Consider the following 15147-nt stretch of genomic DNA (forward strand, 5'->3'; position numbering starts at 1 on the left):
AGGGCCCAAACAAAAAAGGCGCCATCCGACCGGAGGGGGTGGCCGGAATGACGCCGTTGTCCGCACCCCGGAGCCGCCGTTGGCCCCGGATTGCCTTGAAGTGGTGCCGGCGCGGCATTGCGTCCGGCGTTTATTGCGTCGCAACACGCGTGCCAAGTCGGCGCCGGAGGACGTTGCAGGACCGGGCTGCCCCCGGTCCCGCTCTGAAAAAGCGAGCCGGATCAGGCACCTGCCGCGGCCGGGCGACGCCGGCAGGCGTGCGAGGGTCCGGGCGCATGTCCTGCCGGAAATGCCCCGCAATGGGGAATCGAGCCACGGATGTGCGCCACGATGGTGCGCCTAATGCACCCATACGGTGCAAATGAGGTCCGTGCGCCCCCAGCCCCGGAGCGCGCACGGTGGCGCCCCACTACTCCCAGCGCATCCCGTCGAACAGCACGCTGCGCCGCGTGTCGCCGCGCGGCAGGGGCACGCCGGCCTGCAGTGCGGCCAGGCGGTAGCTGTCGAGCCGGTGCAGTTCGGCCAGGCGTGCGTCGTCGCCCATCGCATCGGGCGACAGCCATCCCCAGCGCCGGAACTGGTGCAGGAACCAGCGCCCGTCGGAGAGCCAGGGGAAGTTGACCTCGCCGTCGCCATGGAAGCGCAGGCGGGTGGTGCGCTGGTCGCCCTCCGGCAGGAGCAGGCATTCGACCAGCACCTCGACCGGCAGGTCGATGGCGCCGTCCGCGGCCAGCCAGTGGGCGGCGCGCGCACGGTGGTCGGCGCTTTCGTCCAGCCAGCGGCAAGCCTCGAGCACGGCGGCGGTGAGGGCGGTGACGGTGTCGGGCTCGAGCGCGGCAAACCCGCGCCGGCAGGCCAGCACCTTCTCCGGATGGCCGGGCCACAGCTCGCCGCTGCGGATCACCCGCGCGCCGATGCCCTGGACCTCGGCCTGCGCCGCCCACGGCTCGCCGACGCTGTAGCCGAGCAGTTCGCCGCCGGCCAGGGCGCCGGGCATCTGCGGCGGCGGCAGGGTCACGGCCTCGATCTCGTGCAGCGGATCGACGTCCTGCGCCGCCAGCCAGTAGTACAGCCACATCGCGTGGGTGCCGGTGGGGAAGGTATGGGCCAGGCGGGGCCGCTGGCGCGGCACCTCCAGGGCCTCGCGCAGGGACGCGCCTTCGCGCAGGCGCCGCGCCGGTTCCGGCGCGAGCACGATGGCCTGGCCGTTGTGATTGAGCACCATCAGCACCGCCATCGGCTCGCACGGGCCGCCGATGCCCGTGTCGATGCCGTACACCATGCCCGCGAGCGCGTGGGTGGCGTCGATCTCGCCCGAGATCAGGCGGTCGCGCACCGCCGCCCACGAGGCCTGGCGCTGCAGCTCCAGGCGCAGCCCGTAGCGGCGGTCCAGGCCCAGGCGCACCGCGACCACCAGCGGCGCGCAGTCCACCAGCGGCATGTAGCCGATGCGCAGGGTCCGCGGCGGGCCGGCGAGGCGACTCATCCGAGCAGCTCCGCCATCGACAGGATGCGGCGCGCCACGTCGACCAGCTTCAGGTTCTGCCGCATCGCCTGCTGGCGCAGGGCGGCGTACGCATCGCGCTCGCTCATTCCGCGTTTCTCCATCAGCAGTCCCTTGGCCTGCTCGATCAGTTTCCGGTCGTGCAGCTGCTGCTGCACGCCTTCGAGCTGCTGGCGCAGGTGCACCTCCTGCTCGAAGCGCGCCAGCGCCACCTGGATGATCGGGCGCAGCCGCGATGGCGACAGGCCATCGACCACGTAGGCGGCGACGCCGGCGCCGACCGCGGCGCGGATCAGCTGCTCATCGTCGTCCGCGGAGAACATCACCACCGGGCGCGGCGCGTGCCGGTGCAGCATCGCCAGCTGTTCGAGCGCGTCGCGCGAGGGCGAGTCGACGTCGAGCATCACCACGTCGGGCCGATGCGCCTGGACCGCGTGCAGCAGCGCGCCGACGTCGGCGACCACGTCCACCACTTCGTGGCCGCTCTCCTCCAGCGCGGCGCGCAGGTCGCCGATCGGCTTGGCCGTATCGCTGATGAGGAGGATGCGCGGCATGCCCGGGGCGCCTCGCTGGCGGCGTGGACGGGTTGGGTTATGTTGCCCCGCAACATAATCGCTCGCGACGCGGTTTGCCAAGGAGGCCGACGATGCCGCTCTATCCGCTGTTCGCCGACCTGGCCGGTCGCGAGGTCCTCGTGGTGGGCGGGGGGGAGGTCGCGCTGCGCAAGGTGGAGGCCCTGCTGCACGCGGGGGCGCGGGTCCGGATCCACGCCCGCGAACTGCACCCGGAGCTGGCGCTGCAGGTCGCCCGGGGCCGGCTGGAGCGCCTCGACGGCGACTTCGACCCGGGCTGGATCGAGACCGCCTGGCTGGTGGTCGTCGCCACCGACGACGCCCGCTTCAATGCCGGGATCGCGGCCGAGGCCACCGTGCGCCGGCGTCTGGTGAACGTGGTGGACGACGCCGCGCTGTCCAGCTTCCAGGTGCCCGCGGTGGTCGAACGCGCGCCGCTGCAGCTGGCGATCTCCTCGGGTGGCGCGGCGCCGATGCTGGCGCGGCGCCTGCGCGAGCGGCTGGAAACCGGGCTCGATCCGGCGCTGGGCGAGCTGGCCGGGCTGTTCGCCGCGCACCGCGAACTGATCCGCGCGCGCCTGCCCGACCTGGGGCGGCGCCGGCGCTGGTTCGACGCGGTGATCGACGGACCGGTGCCGGCGCTGCTGCGCGCGGGCCGGGTCGAGGACGCACGGCGCGCGTTCGCCCGCCAGCTGGACCGGGCCGACGACATCCCGCACGCAGGCCGCGCCAGCCTCGTGGGCAGCGGCCCGGGCGATCCGGGCCAACTGACCATGGCCGCACTGCGTGCGATGAACCTGGCCGACGTGCTGCTGGTGGACGCGGGCGTGGCGCCGCAGGTGCTGGCGCTCGCGCGCAAGGATGCGCCGCGCGACACCGCACCGGACGATCCACGGGCCGCGGCCGCGTGCGTGCGCGACCATGCCGATGCCGGCCGCCACGTCGTCTGGCTGCGTCCGGGCGACGGTTTCCGCGAATCGCCCTGGAACGCCGTCGCGGCCGCGCTGGCCGACGCGCCGTGGCCGTGCGAAGTCCTCCCCGGCATCACCACCCGCCCGTAGGAGCGGCTTCAGCCGCGACCGGGTCGCTGCGAACCCGTCTTCCGTGCAATCCCCGCGCCATGCGGCGCGGTCCGCGCACGGATCGCCGCGCGCAATGCCCTCACTCCGCGACGGCATCCCCCGAGGTGATCAGCTGGCGCAGTTCGTCTTCCAACTGCGCGATGCGCTCGGCCAGCGCGCTGGCCGTGTCGGGATCGACGTGCACCAGGCTGTCGAGCAGTTCCGACAGCCGCAGCAGGCGCTCGCGGTGCCCGCGCACGTCGAGCGGGTTGCGGCGGCCGCGCAGTTCGCGCGCCTCCGCCTGCCCGCCGCCGCGCTGGTGGAACTCGCGCAGCGCCAGGCCCAGGCGCGAGGCGATGCGCAGGTCGGCGTCGCTCCACGGCGCGCTGGTGCCGCGCACGGTCTCGGTCCAGGCCTCGAAGCTGCGGCGCGGCCCGAGGCGCTGGCCGTCGTCGCCGAGCTCCATCGGCTGGTCGGGGCGCCCGGCCCAGCGCACCTCCTCGACCTGCTCGCGGCGGAAGAACAGCAGCCATTCGTCGCGCGCCGGATCGAGTGGCAACGCCAGCACGCCGGCGACGCCGCCGGCGGCCTCGCGGCCAGGGCTCCAGTCGTCGCAGCGGTCGGTGGCCACGGGCGCGCCGGGCGTGGCCGCGCGCCGCAGCCAGGCGAGCAGGTCGGGCATGCGCTCCGGCGGCGGGCAACGGCCGGCCGCGTGCCAGTGGCCGGACTGCAGCAGCACCACGCCGTCGGCCGGGACTGCGCGCTGCAGCAGTTCCAGCTCGGCCGGCAGCGCCAGGCGCGGATCGCTGGCGGCGGACAGGCGCTGGGCGAGCGTGTCGCGCACGCCGCGCGCCTCCTCCTCGAGCCGCGCCGCCTCCTGCTGTTCGCGCGCGGCCACGCGCATCGAGACGAACAGGCCGAACAGGTCGGCCGCGGCGCGGATGCCCGCGGGCACCGGCCGCGGCGTGCGGTGGTGGCAGGCGATCAGGCCCCACAGCCGGCCGCCGGCGACGATCGAGATCGACATCGACGCGGCCACGCCCATGTTCGCCAGGTACTCCAGGTGCACCGGCGAGACGCTGCGCAGCGAGAGCTGACTCAGGTCAAGCGGACCGCCGCCGGGATTGCGGTCGGGCAGGATCGGCACCGGGCGGTAGCGCGCGTCGGGAATCACCCGGATCCGGCTGTGCAGGTACAGCCGGCGCGCCTGCGGCGGGATGTCCGAGGCCGGATAGCGCAGGCCGAGGTAGGAGGGCATGTCCGGTTCGCGCGATTCGGCCACCACCTCGCCCGAGTCGTCGTGGCGGAAGCGGTACACCATCACCCGGTCGTAGCCGGTGAGCTTGCGCACCTGCTCGGCCACGCGCTCGTGGAAGCCCGCCTCGTCGAGGCCCTGGGCGATGCGCGCGATCATCGCCTGCGCCACCAGCGTGGGCGAACGGTCGCCGGCGCCGTGCACGTGCGGCTCGATCTCGATGTGGACCAGGCCTTCGGCGGCGTGCACGCTGACCTCGCACAGCTTCGCCGACGGGCCGATGTTCGCCACCGCCGCGCGCTGTGCGGGGGCGCCCGGGTCGCTGAAGCCGATGGTCTCGGCGATCGCCTGGATCACGTCGTCGGTGATGAACTCGCGCAGCGAGCGGCGCAGCATCGCCTCCGGCGCTGCCCCGGTGAGTTCCTCGACGTTCGCCGAGACGTTGGTGATGGTCCAGTCCGGCAGCCGGCAGCTGACCAGGTAGCCATGCGGCTGGATCGCGCCGGACAGGTGGATCGGCTCGCTGGCGCAGGCCTGCAGGGCGCGTTCGAGTTCCGGGTTCATCGACAGTCCTCTGGCAATGGCATGGGGATGCGGTCGAAGTCGCGCTCGAAACATGTGTACACGAGGGCGAAGGCATCGCGCGCCCCGGCCACCGCCCCGGCGCGTCGCGCGTCATCGCCGGCCTCCTGTTCGCGCAGTTGCGCGAGCAGGGCGTCCCAGTCGCCGCCTTCGGCGTGGCGGGCGAGGAAGTCCGCGCCCCGGCCCGGCCCGAAGCCGAGCCGGCGCGCGTCGCGCAGCAGCCTGCGCGCGCCGAGGCTGCTGCCGGCCATCACGTAGTGCCAGCCCAGCCGCGCGGCGTGGCCCGCGACCGGGACGCAACGTCCTTCCGCCGGCAGCGGCGGCAGCGACAGCGCGGCGAGGTCGCCGGCCAGCCACGCCGACCGGCGCGGCAGCGCGCCGGTGGCGCATTCATAGTCCACGGCGAAGCGGTGCATGCCGAGCAGGTAGCGGCGGTAGGCATCGACCGTGTCCAACCCGCGCGGGAACAGCGCATCGACGCGCGCGTGAAGGTCGGCCGTGGCGGCGCGCAGGTGCGCGCGCAGGCACGGCGCTGCGTCACCGTTCCGGGGCGGTTGGCGGATGCTGGAAGCATTCCCCTCGATCCGCCTAGGGTACAGGTTCTCCGGCGCGGCAGGCGGCGGCCGGGTTCAGCCTGGTGAGCCGGCTACAATGCGCACCCCGTTCCCGCGTACGCGCCCGTGTCCTTCCCCGACTACGACTTCGCCAGCCACCGTTTCGAAGTGCGGCCGGGGATCCGGATGCACTACCTGGACGAGGGTCCGCGCGATGGCGAGGTGGTGCTGGCGCTGCATGGCAATCCCTCGTGGAGCTATTACTGGCGGCACCTGGTGCGCGGGCTGCGCGACCGCTACCGGGTGGTGGTGCCCGACCACGTCGGCATGGGCCTGTCGGACAAGCCCGACGACGACCGCGACGCGCTGCCGCGCTACGACTACACCCTGCAGTCGCGGGTGGACGACCTGCAGGCGCTGCTCGAGCACCTGGGCATCGACGGCCCGCTGACCCTGGCGGTGCACGACTGGGGCGGGATGATCGGCTTCGGCTGGGCGCTCGAACGCATGCCGCGGGTGCGGCGCCTGGTGGTGCTCAACACCGCGGCCTTCCCGATGCCGGCCGGCAAGCCGGTGCCGTGGCAGATCGCGCTGGGACGCGACTACAACATCGGCGAACTGGTGATCCGCGGCTTCAACGCATTCTCGGCGGGCGCCTCGTGGCTGGGCGTGGAGCGGCGCATGCCGCGCGAGGTGCGCCGCGCCTACGTCGCGCCCTACGACAGCTGGGCCAACCGCATCGCCACCGTGCGCTTCATGCAGGACATCCCGCTGCGCCCGGGCGACCGCGCCTGGCCGCTGGTGGAAGCTTCGGGCCAGCGCCTGCGCGAGTATGCCGACCGCCCCGCCTTCATCGGCTGGGGGCTGAAGGACTTCGTGTTCGACCGCGATTTCCTCGCCCGTTTCCGGAGCGACTGGCCGCAGGCCGAGGTGCACGCCTTCGAGGACGCCGGCCACTACGTGCTCGAGGACCGGCACGAGGTGCTGGTACCGGCGATCCGCGGCTTCCTCGACCGCCACCCGCTCTGAGTTCAGGCCGCGATCGGCGGCAGCCGCGGCGCCGGAGGCGGATCGCCGTTGTCGTCGGGGCGGCCGTCATCGTCGTTGCCGGCCGCGTCGCGCCAGCGCCAGTCGGCGGCGGTGAGCGGCGCCAGGCCATGCGCGATCCGGGCCTGGTCGCACTGGTGGCTGGGCCGGCCGGATTCCCAGGAGGCCTCCACCTCGCGGCACACCGACGGCCGCCGCGGGTGGATCGTGCAGCGCGAGTACTCGCCGATGCGCGCGTCCAGGGCGATGCAGCGCACCGGCTCGCTGCGGGTGCCGCGCATGCACAGGCGGTGCGCGTCGAGGCGTTCGGCCAATGCGGCCGGGACGCCACCTTCGGTGGCCTCGTCGGATTCGAGCCAGTGGAACGCGACGCGGTAGCGCGTGCAGCAGGCGCCGCAGGACAGGCAGGGGTGCACGGGTGGAACGGGCGGATCGGGCGGTGCGCGATTTTTCCCGGCGCGTCCGGGCGCGCGCAAGGGGGCAGGGCCGGCGGGCGATAATGGCGGTCTCCGCCGACCCGGACGCCGCCATGGCCCAGGATCCGAGCGCGGGCACGCCCGCCGCGCCCGCCGCCCCATGCAACATCGCCGCCGCCCTGCCGCGCCTGGTCGCGCAGGCGCCCGACCGCGTGGCGATGCGCTGCCCGGGTCGCGACGGGCGCTACGGCCAGACGCTCACCTATGGCGAACTCGACGCCCGCAGTGACGCGATCGCCGCGGGCCTGGCCCGGCGCGGGATCGTGCGCGGCACCCGCACGGTGCTGATGGTGCGGCCGACGCCGGAGTTCTTCCTGCTGATGTTCGCCCTGTTCAAGGCCGGCGCGGTGCCGGTGCTGGTGGATCCGGGCATCGACCGGCGCGCGCTGCGGCAGTGCCTGGACGAGGCCAGGCCCGAGGCCTTCATCGGCATCCCGCTGGCGCAGTTGGCGCGGGTGCTGCTGGGCTGGGCGAAGTCGGCGCGGGTGCGGGTGACGACCGGGCGCTGGGCGCTGCTCGCCGATGCCACGCTGGCCCGGGTCGAGCGCGAGGGTACGGGCGCCGCGCCGCCGCCGGCCGACACCAGGCCGGACGACGTCGCCGCGATCCTGTTCACCAGCGGCTCGACCGGCGTGCCCAAGGGCGTGGTCTACCGCCATCGCCACTTCGTCGCCCAGGTCGGGATGCTGCGCGACGCGTTCGGGATCGCACCGGGCGGCGTCGATTTCCCGACCTTCCCGCCGTTCGCGCTGTTCGATCCCGCGCTGGGGCTGACCTCGATCATCCCCGACATGGATCCCACCCGCCCTGCCGCGGCCGACCCGCGCAAGCTGCACGCGGCGATCGCCCGCTTCGGCGCCGACCAGCTGTTCGGTTCGCCGGCGCTGATGCGGGTGCTGGCCGACCATGGCGCGCCGCTGCCCACGCTGCGGCGCGTGACGTCGGCCGGCGCGCCGGTGCCGCCGGAGGTGGTGGCGCGGATGCTGGAACTGCTGCCCGGGGACGCGCGGTTCTGGACGCCCTACGGCGCCACCGAATGCCTGCCGGTGGCAGTGATCGAGGGCCGCGAGCTGCTGTCGCTGCGCGAGCGCACCGAACAGGGCGCCGGCACCTGCGTCGGCCGCCCGGTGCCGCCGAACGAGGTGCGCATCATCCGCATCGGCGACGACCCGGTCGCGGAGTGGTCCGATGACCTGCTCGTCGCACCGGGCGAAGTGGGCGAGATCACCGTGGCCGGTCCCACCGCCACCGACGCCTACTTCAACCGCGAGGCGCAGACCGCGCTGGCGAAGATCCGCGAGCGCCTGGCGGACGGTTCGGAGCGCATCGTGCATCGCATGGGCGACGTGGGCTGGTTCGATGTCGACGGCCGGCTGTGGTTCTGTGGACGCAAGTCGCAGCGGGTCGAGACCGCCGACGGGCCGCTGTACACCGAGCAGGTCGAGCCGGTGTTCAACGTCCATCCGGACGTGCGCCGCACCGCGCTGGTCGGCATCGGCGCGCCGGGCGCGCAGCGCGCGGTGCTGTGCGTCGAGGCCAATGCCGGCGTGCCCGCGGGCGAGCACGCACGCATCGAGCGCGAGCTGCGCGCGACCGGCGCGCGTTATCCGCACACCGCGCGCATCGACGCCTTCCTGTTCCATCCGCGCTTCCCGGTGGACATCCGCCACAATGCCAAGATCGGCCGCGAGAAGCTGGCCGCGTGGGCAGGCCAACGACTGGGAGGCGCGCGATGAGGATCCTGGTGACCGGCGGCGGCGGTTTCCTCGGCCAGGCCCTGTGCCGCGGCCTGGTCGAACGCGGCCACGAGGTGGTGAGCTTCAACCGCGGACACTACCCCGCGCTCGATGCGCTGGGGGTGCGCCAGGTGCGAGGCGACCTCGCCGACGCGCAGGCGGTGCTCGAGGCCGCGCGCGGCGCCGAAGCCATCTTCCACAACGCCGCCAAGGCCGGCGCCTGGGGCAGTTACGACGGCTATTTCCAGGCCAACGTGGTCGGTACCCGGAACGTGCTGGCTGCCTGCCGCGCGCTGGGGATCGGACGCCTGGTCTACACCTCCACGCCGAGCGTGACCCACCGGCGCACGCATCCGGTCGAAGGCGGGACCGCCGACACCGTGCCCTATGGCGAGGGCTTCAAGGCGCCCTACGCGGCGACCAAGACCATCGCGGAAAAGGAAGTGCTGGCGGCGAACGGCGGCGAGCTGGCCGGCGGCGCGCGCCTGGCGACGGTCGCGCTGCGCCCGCGCCTGATCTGGGGCCCGGGCGACCAGCAGATCCTGCCGCGCCTGGTCGAACGCGCGAAGGCCGGACGCCTGCGCTTCGTCGGCGACGGCCGCAACCGCATCGACACCACCTACATCGACAACGCCGCGCAGGCGCACTTCGATGCGTTCGAGCACCTCGCGCCGGGCGCGGCGTGCGCGGGCCGCGCCTACTTCATCAGCAACGGCGAGCCCAGGCCCACGCGCGAGATCGTCAACGCGCTGCTCGAGGCCGCCGGCGCGCCGCGGGTCGAGGGCGCGATCCCGTTCCCGGTCGCCTACGCGATCGGCGGCCTGTGCGAAGCGCTGTGGCCGCTGCTGCGGCTGCGCGGCGAGCCGCCGATGACGCGCTTCCTCGCCGAGCAGCTCAGCACCACCCACTGGTACTCGATGGAGCCGGCGCGGCGCGATTTCGGCTACGTGCCGAAGGTCCCGATCGCCGAAGGGCTGGAACGGCTGCGCGCCGCCTGGCGCGGCTGAACGGCAGCCTGCCCACGGCACGTCAGGGCGGCGTGAGCATCCCGCGCGGGCGCGTTGATTCCCAGGCGCGCCGCGCCTTCACGACGGACTCACCCCACGCTCACCGGCCCACGACCGCGCGGTGCGTAGCGTCCCGCCTGCACACCATCACTGCGGCCGCGCGCCGCTGCACCGGAGACACCACCCATGCTCAGATACGCCGTCATCTTCTTCGTCATCGCCCTCATCGCCGCCGTCCTCGGCTTCAGCGGCGTGGCGGGCGCCGCCACCAACATCGCCTGGATCCTGTTCGTCGTGTTCGTGATCCTGGCCATCGTCTCGATGCTGCGCGGCCGCCGCGTCTAGCGCGCCACCGCAGGCATTCGAGGACCGGAAGGCCCGCCGCGAGGCGGGCCTTCCTGCGTCCGGCCGACAGCGACGCCGGGAGGCGCCCGGCCGGCGGCTACAATGCGGCATGGCCTCGCCGATGCCTTCCCCCTTCGACGCACTCAAGCCGCTGGCCGGGCGCGCGCTCGAAGCCGCCCTCAACCGCGCGCTGGCGCTGGATCCGGAGACGCGCGACGCGCTCGCCCGGCTCGACGGGCGCCACGTCAGCCTCGCGCTCGAGGCGCCGCCGGTGGCGCTGTCGCTGACGGTGTCCGGCGAGCGCCTGGTGGTCGGGCCGGTGGACGAGACCGTCGAGCCCGACCTCGCGGTGCGCGCCACCCTCGGCGGGATCCTCGCCCAGCTGCCGTTCCTGCGCCGCGACGACGCGGCGCCGGCCGGCCGCGTGCGCGTGGCCGGCGATGCGGAACTGGCGCGCCACCTGCAGCGCCTGGCCACGCGCTTCGATCCGGACTGGCAGCAGCCGTTCGTGTCGGTGTTCGGCGAGGTCGCCGGGGTGCAGCTGGCCAATGCCTTCGGCGGCGCCCTGCGCCAGCTGCGCGCGCTGGGCTCGGGCCTGGCCCGCAGCGCGGCCGAGTTCGTGACCGAGGAATCGCGCGACGTGGTCGCGCGCGCCGAGCTCGACGCCTTCCTCGACGACGTCGACGCGCTGCGCGAGGACGCCGACCGGCTCGCGGTGCGCATCGAGCGCCTGCGCCAGGGGAGTCCGGCTTGAGCACGCTGCTGCGCGCCGCGCGCATCGGCCGGGTGCTGCTGCGCTACCGCCTCGACGACCTGTTCGACGACACCCCGGCCGAGCGCTGGCTCAAGCTGATGCGGCCGTTCGTGCCGCGCGCCGCCGGCGACATCGCCGCGCGCTCGCGCGGCGCGCGCCTGCGCCTGGCGCTGCAGGAGCTGGGGCCGATCTTCGTCAAGTTCGGCCAGATCCTGTCCACCCGCCGCGACCTGCTGCCGCCCGACCTGGTCGACGAGCTGGCCCTGCTCCAGGACCAGGTGGCGCCGTTCGACGGCGACACCGCGCGCTCGATCGTGGAATCCGAACTGCAGGCGCCGGTGGACGTCCTGTTCGCCTCCTTCGACACCGAGCCGCTGGCCTCGGCCTCGATCGCCCAGGTCCACGCCGCCACCCTGCATCCGGTCGGCGACGCGCCGCCGCGCGAGGTGGTGGTGAAGGTGCTGCGCCCGGGCATCGACCGCCGCATCGCGCAGGACGTGGGCCTGCTGCGCAGCCTCGCCGCGCTGGTCGACCGCACCCATCCCAACGCCGACAAGATCCGCCCGCGCGAGGTCGTGGCCGAGATCGAGAACACGCTGGCGGCCGAGCTCGACCTGCAGCGCGAGGGCGCCAACGCCTCGGTCCTGCGCCGCAACTGGCTGCACTCGCCCGATCTCTACGTGCCCGAGCCGATCTGGAGCCACACCACCCAGCGCGTGCTCACGCTCGAACGCGTGCGCGGCATCAACAGCGACGACATCGCCGCGCTCGACGCCGCCGGCATCGACCGCAAGGCGCTCGCGGCCAAGGGCGTGCGGGTGTTCTACACCCAGGTGTTCCGCGACAACTTCTTCCACGCCGACGCCCACGCCGGCAACATCTGGGTCGATCCCGACCGCCGCGACAACCCGCGCTTCATCGCCCTGGACTTCGGGATCATGGGCCAGCTCTCGAGCGCGGACCAGTACTACCTCGCCGAGAACTTCATGGCGATCTTCAACCGCGACTACCGCCGGGTCGCGGAGCTGCACGTCGAGGCCGGCTGGATGCCGGCGCACATCCGGATCGAGGAGCTCGAGGCCGCGGCGCGCGCGGTGTGCGAGCCGTATTTCACCCGGCCGCTGGCGGAGATCTCGCTGGGCGAGGTGCTGGGCAAGCTGTTCCGCACCGCGCGCCGCTACGAGCTGACCCTGCAGCCGCAGCTGATCCTGATGCAGAAGACCCTGCTCACGATCGAGGGCATCGGCCGCCTGCTCGACCCGAAGATCGACATCTGGGCGGTGGCGCGCCCGGTGCTGGAGCGGATCCTGGCCGAGCGCTACAGCCCGCAGCGGCTGGCCGCCGAGTTCCGCCGCCGGGTGCCGGAGATGATGACCCGCGCGCCCGAAGTGCCGCGGCTGCTGCATGCCTGGCTGGAGCAGCAGGTCGAGGGCCGGCACGAGCTGCAGATGCGCTCGCCGGACGTGGTGGCGATCAGCCATGCGCTGCGCGGCATGCAGCGCAGCATCGTGGCCGCGATCCTCGGCGTGGGGCTGCTGATCGTCGCCGCGGTACTGTACGCGCTCGAGGCCGGCGGCCCCGCCTTCCTCGGCGTGCCCCTGTCGTCGTGGGTGGCCGGCATCGGCGGCCTGTGGGCGATCCGCGCCGCGCTGCCCCGCCGCTGATCCGCCCGCGGCGCCTCATGCGCCGCGCCGCCGCTCCCGGCCCAGCCACGCGCCCGCGAGTCCCTGCAGCGGCAGCCCGGCGAGCGCGCCGATGGAGAACCATGCGGGGAAGTCGTCACCCGCGTCCAGCATCCACCAGAGCGCCCCCACGCCAAGCGCGGCGAAGAACGCGAGGACGTGCCGTCCCCTGGCCGCCGGCGCGAGCGCGGCGGCCGCCCACGCCGCCGCGATCCCGCCCAGCCACAGCCAGGCCAGGTCCGCGGCCAGTCGTGCATCGCCGGCCGCGAACGCCGGGATCGCGCCGGACACGCGCGATCCGCCGGCGTTGACCAGCACCAGGGCGACGGTCGCCGCGGCCAGCGCCAGCGCGCTGCGCAGCAGGGTAGTGGGCATGTTCGCCATCGGGCGGTCGGGGATGCGGAGGCTGCAGCGTACACGCGGCAACGGCGAGGACCCGCTCCGGAAGGCGCGGTGGCGGGCGCAGTCGTTGACCTGGCGTGCACGTTTCCTTCGCGCTGGCTGAGCGCCGCGCCGCCTAGGCTTCCGGATCCAACCCCCAAGCAGGAGCAGGTCCATGAGCCAGCTGACAGGCAAGCGCGTCGCCATCCTCGCCGCCGACGGGTTCGAGCAGTCGGAACTGTTCGAGCCGCTGGAAGCGCTGAAGGCGCAGGGCGCGACCGTCGAGGTGGTCTCGCCCGGCGACGGCCCGCTGCAGGGTTTCGAACACTTCGAGAAGGGCCGCCAGGTGCAGGTGGACGTGGGCCTGGACGACGCCGATGCCGGCGACTACGACGCGCTGGTGGTGCCCGGTGGCCTGTTCAACCCCGATGCCCTGCGCGCCAACGGGCGCGCGCTCGAGTTCGCCCGCGGCTTCTTCGCCATGGGCAAGCCGGTGGGCGCGATCTGCCACGGTCCTTGGGTACTGGCCGATGCCGACGTGCTCGACGGCCGCACCGTCACCTCGGTGCCGAACATCCGACGCGACATCGAACGCGCCGGGGCGACGTGGGTCGACGAGGAAGTGGTCGTGGACGCGGGGCTGGTCACCAGCCGCACGCCCGAAGACCTGCCCGCGTTCTGCGCCAAGCTGGTCGAGGAGGTCGCCGAGGGCCGGCACCGCGGCCAGGCGCGCTCGGCGGCGTAGCGCGCATCCCGTCACGACCCTGTAGGAGCGGCTTCAGCCGCGACCGGGCAGCGTCGGGTGCCGGGTGGCCTGCGCAGCCGCGGCGCGACGTGGCCGCGTGTGCCTGCGGGCAGGTCCGGCGCGGTTCCTGTCGCGGCTGAAGCCGCTCCTACAGGGGGCGGGCCAGCAGCAACACGAAGTCGCCGAGCTGCGAGCCGAGCAGGACGGCAATGCTGCGTTCGCGGTCGCCGACCAGGTCCCGGGCCGGCGTGCCGTGGTCCGGCGGCAGGGCGCGGTAGCGGGCGTCGTCGTCGGGCAGCACCTCGCGCACCGCGTAGCCCATCAGCACGTTGACCATCTCGCCCAGCGCGTCGAGCGCGAGCGCGTCGTCGCAGGCCTCCGGCGCCACCCCGAGCAGGGCGCGCGCCAGCGCATGCGCGGTCTCCAGGTCGCAGGCCAGGCCGATGTCGAACGGATGCGTGCCCTCGACCCGGACGTGGACCGTGCACGGCCACATCCCCAGCTGTTGCGGCGCGAGCACCGTCGCCGCCTGGCACTGGGCGCCGAGCATGCGCGGGAACAGCCGCGCGCACAGTTCGATCACGCGCGAGGCGAGCTCTCCCTGCGGATGACTGGCGACCACCCGGTCGAGCGCGTTGCGCGCGTTCACCTGTTCGGCGCGGTGCGCGGCGAGTTCCCGTTCCAGGCGGTCGGCGTCGATCGCGCCCTGTTCCAGCAGCACCTGGCCGATGAGCTTGCGTCCGGCGCGCTGCGCCTCCAGCAGGGCCTCGAGCTGGGCCTGGTCGAGCAGCCCCATCTCCAGCGCGATGTCGCCGAAGCGCCGGTCCTCCACGCGCTGGCGCTGGTGGATGCGCCGCGCCTGGGCCTCGTCCAGCAGTCCGCGCTGCACGGCCAGCTCGCCGAGCAGCGGGTTGGAGGCGCGCTGCGCCTGGATCGCGGCCAGCAGCTGCGGCGCGCTGATCGCGCCGCGCTCGAGCAGGAACTGGCCCAGGAATTTCGCCGCCATCGTCCGATCCCCCGTATGCGTGGCCAGCCGCTCAGGCCAGCGCCTGGTGCAGCACGCGTTCCATCGCCTCGGGGTCGATGGGCTTCTGCAGGTAGGAGCGCGCGCCGATGCGCAGGCACTCCTCGATGTCGCTCTGCGCGCCGAGCGAGCTCAGGATCACCACCCGCGCCTGCGGGTCGTGTTCGAGGATGCGGGCGAGCGCCTGGCGTCCGTCGCATTCGGGCATGACGAGGTCGAGCAGGACCAGGTCGGGGCGCAGCGCCTGGTACCGTTCCAGCGCCTGCAGGCCGTTGCCGGCCTCGCCCACCACCTCGAATCCTGCCTCCTCCAGCTGTCCGGCGGCGAGCATGCGCAGGGCGCGCGAGTCGTCGCACAGCAGCACGGTGGGTCGTGAGGTCATCGGTCTCCTCCCCAGTCCGATCCCGGGCCCGGATGGGCCT

Annotated in this window: 16 protein-coding genes; 8 read left to right on the forward strand and 8 right to left on the reverse strand. The window is 73.7% G+C overall.

All coding sequences use genetic code 11. The features are described 5' to 3' along the window. Window positions 1-409: 409 nt before the first annotated feature. Window positions 410-1486 (reverse strand): CmpA/NrtA family ABC transporter substrate-binding protein, encoded by a 1077-nt coding sequence (locus tag LUTJ29_RS0108085; RefSeq protein WP_027072078.1) that lies wholly within the window; start codon window positions 1484-1486, stop codon window positions 410-412. Beyond that, the gene (locus LUTJ29_RS0108090) at window positions 1483-2058 is read right to left on the reverse strand and encodes an ANTAR domain-containing protein (RefSeq protein WP_027072079.1); all 576 of its coding nucleotides are present in this window, start codon (window positions 2056-2058) and stop codon (window positions 1483-1485) included. The genes LUTJ29_RS0108085 and LUTJ29_RS0108090 overlap by 4 nt, the downstream gene beginning before the upstream one ends. A 92-nt stretch (window positions 2059-2150) precedes the next feature. Here LUTJ29_RS0108090 and LUTJ29_RS0108095 point away from each other — a divergent pair, with 92 nt between their 5' ends. Further along, entirely contained in the window at window positions 2151-3137 is a 987-nt protein-coding gene (locus tag LUTJ29_RS0108095) for an NAD(P)-dependent oxidoreductase (protein WP_027072080.1), read from the forward strand. A gap of 100 nt (window positions 3138-3237) precedes the next feature. Here LUTJ29_RS0108095 and LUTJ29_RS16745 read toward each other — a convergent pair whose 3' ends face one another. Then, window positions 3238-4956: a GAF domain-containing protein gene (locus tag LUTJ29_RS16745; RefSeq protein WP_051322842.1), complete on the reverse strand. Its 1719-nt coding sequence runs from the start codon at window positions 4954-4956 to the stop codon at window positions 3238-3240. Beyond that, window positions 4953-5429, reverse strand: coding sequence for a biliverdin-producing heme oxygenase (locus tag LUTJ29_RS18060; RefSeq protein ID WP_027072081.1), 477 nt, complete (start codon window positions 5427-5429; stop codon window positions 4953-4955). Before LUTJ29_RS18060 ends, LUTJ29_RS16745 begins: the two co-directional genes overlap by 4 nt. A gap of 225 nt (window positions 5430-5654) precedes the next feature. Here LUTJ29_RS18060 and LUTJ29_RS0108110 point away from each other — a divergent pair, with 225 nt between their 5' ends. After that, window positions 5655-6557, forward strand: coding sequence for an alpha/beta fold hydrolase (locus LUTJ29_RS0108110; protein ID WP_027072082.1), 903 nt, complete (start codon window positions 5655-5657; stop codon window positions 6555-6557). A 2-nt stretch (window positions 6558-6559) separates the two neighbouring features. Here the strand turns inward: LUTJ29_RS0108110 and LUTJ29_RS0108115 are convergent, their stop codons facing one another. Next, window positions 6560-6991, reverse strand: a complete 432-nt coding sequence (locus LUTJ29_RS0108115; RefSeq protein ID WP_232221176.1) for a YkgJ family cysteine cluster protein — start codon at window positions 6989-6991, stop codon at window positions 6560-6562. A gap of 113 nt (window positions 6992-7104) precedes the next feature. Between LUTJ29_RS0108115 and oleC the strand changes: the two genes are divergently transcribed. The 5 genes from oleC (at window position 7105) to ubiB (ending at window position 12557) form a co-directional block, all read left to right on the forward strand. Beyond that, a complete protein-coding gene (gene oleC / locus LUTJ29_RS0108120; protein WP_051322866.1) occupies window positions 7105-8787 on the forward strand; it encodes an olefin beta-lactone synthetase in 1683 nt (560 codons plus the stop codon). Then, entirely contained in the window at window positions 8784-9794 is a 1011-nt protein-coding gene (gene oleD / locus LUTJ29_RS0108125) for a 2-alkyl-3-oxoalkanoate reductase (RefSeq protein ID WP_027072085.1), read from the forward strand. The genes oleC and oleD overlap by 4 nt, the downstream gene beginning before the upstream one ends. Before the next feature lie 186 nt (window positions 9795-9980). After that, entirely contained in the window at window positions 9981-10139 is a 159-nt protein-coding gene (locus tag LUTJ29_RS18380) for a DUF1328 domain-containing protein (protein ID WP_027072086.1), read from the forward strand. A 121-nt stretch (window positions 10140-10260) separates the two neighbouring features. Next, entirely contained in the window at window positions 10261-10893 is a 633-nt protein-coding gene (locus tag LUTJ29_RS18635; protein WP_027072087.1) for an SCP2 sterol-binding domain-containing protein, read from the forward strand. Next, entirely contained in the window at window positions 10890-12557 is a 1668-nt protein-coding gene (gene ubiB, locus LUTJ29_RS0108140; RefSeq protein ID WP_027072088.1) for a ubiquinone biosynthesis regulatory protein kinase UbiB, read from the forward strand. Before LUTJ29_RS18635 ends, ubiB begins: the two co-directional genes overlap by 4 nt. A 15-nt stretch (window positions 12558-12572) precedes the next feature. Here the strand turns inward: ubiB and LUTJ29_RS16755 are convergent, their stop codons facing one another. After that, window positions 12573-12950, reverse strand: coding sequence for a hypothetical protein (locus LUTJ29_RS16755; protein ID WP_144774304.1), 378 nt, complete (start codon window positions 12948-12950; stop codon window positions 12573-12575). Window positions 12951-13131: 181 nt separating this feature from the next. On the opposite strand from LUTJ29_RS16755, the gene LUTJ29_RS0108150 reads away from it, so the two are divergent. Beyond that, on the forward strand, window positions 13132-13701 hold the full coding sequence (locus LUTJ29_RS0108150; RefSeq protein WP_027072089.1) for a type 1 glutamine amidotransferase domain-containing protein: 570 nt from the start codon (window positions 13132-13134) through the stop codon (window positions 13699-13701). A gap of 148 nt (window positions 13702-13849) precedes the next feature. On the opposite strand, the gene LUTJ29_RS0108155 is transcribed toward LUTJ29_RS0108150, so the two are convergent. Continuing rightward, window positions 13850-14707 (reverse strand): chemotaxis protein CheX, encoded by an 858-nt coding sequence (locus tag LUTJ29_RS0108155; protein WP_027072090.1) that lies wholly within the window; start codon window positions 14705-14707, stop codon window positions 13850-13852. Window positions 14708-14738: 31 nt separating this feature from the next. Then, a complete protein-coding gene (locus tag LUTJ29_RS0108160; protein ID WP_027072091.1) occupies window positions 14739-15107 on the reverse strand; it encodes a response regulator in 369 nt (122 codons plus the stop codon). Window positions 15108-15147 lie beyond the last annotated feature (40 nt).

The sequence above is a fragment of the Luteimonas sp. J29 genome (genome assembly GCF_000472505.1).
Classification (GTDB): domain Bacteria; phylum Pseudomonadota; class Gammaproteobacteria; order Xanthomonadales; family Xanthomonadaceae; genus Luteimonas.

Excerpts from the sequence above, each read along its gene's own strand:
- LUTJ29_RS18635 (WP_027072087.1), top strand. The coding sequence starts at position 10,261 with ATGCCTTCCCCCTTCGACGCACTCAAGCCGCTGGCCGGGCGCGCGCTC.
- oleD (WP_027072085.1), top strand. The coding sequence starts at position 8,784 with ATGAGGATCCTGGTGACCGGCGGCGGCGGTTTCCTCGGCCAGGCCCTG.
- LUTJ29_RS0108095 (WP_027072080.1), top strand. The coding sequence starts at position 2,151 with ATGCCGCTCTATCCGCTGTTCGCCGACCTGGCCGGTCGCGAGGTCCTC.
- LUTJ29_RS16755 (WP_144774304.1), bottom strand. The coding sequence starts at position 12,950 with ATGCCCACTACCCTGCTGCGCAGCGCGCTGGCGCTGGCCGCGGCGACC.
- LUTJ29_RS0108085 (WP_027072078.1), bottom strand. The coding sequence starts at position 1,486 with ATGAGTCGCCTCGCCGGCCCGCCGCGGACCCTGCGCATCGGCTACATG.
- LUTJ29_RS18380 (WP_027072086.1), top strand. The coding sequence starts at position 9,981 with ATGCTCAGATACGCCGTCATCTTCTTCGTCATCGCCCTCATCGCCGCC.
- LUTJ29_RS0108090 (WP_027072079.1), bottom strand. The coding sequence starts at position 2,058 with ATGCCGCGCATCCTCCTCATCAGCGATACGGCCAAGCCGATCGGCGAC.
- LUTJ29_RS16745 (WP_051322842.1), bottom strand. The coding sequence starts at position 4,956 with ATGAACCCGGAACTCGAACGCGCCCTGCAGGCCTGCGCCAGCGAGCCG.
- LUTJ29_RS0108160 (WP_027072091.1), bottom strand. The coding sequence starts at position 15,107 with ATGACCTCACGACCCACCGTGCTGCTGTGCGACGACTCGCGCGCCCTG.
- LUTJ29_RS0108155 (WP_027072090.1), bottom strand. The coding sequence starts at position 14,707 with ATGGCGGCGAAATTCCTGGGCCAGTTCCTGCTCGAGCGCGGCGCGATC.
- LUTJ29_RS0108150 (WP_027072089.1), top strand. The coding sequence starts at position 13,132 with ATGAGCCAGCTGACAGGCAAGCGCGTCGCCATCCTCGCCGCCGACGGG.
- oleC (WP_051322866.1), top strand. The coding sequence starts at position 7,105 with ATGGCCCAGGATCCGAGCGCGGGCACGCCCGCCGCGCCCGCCGCCCCA.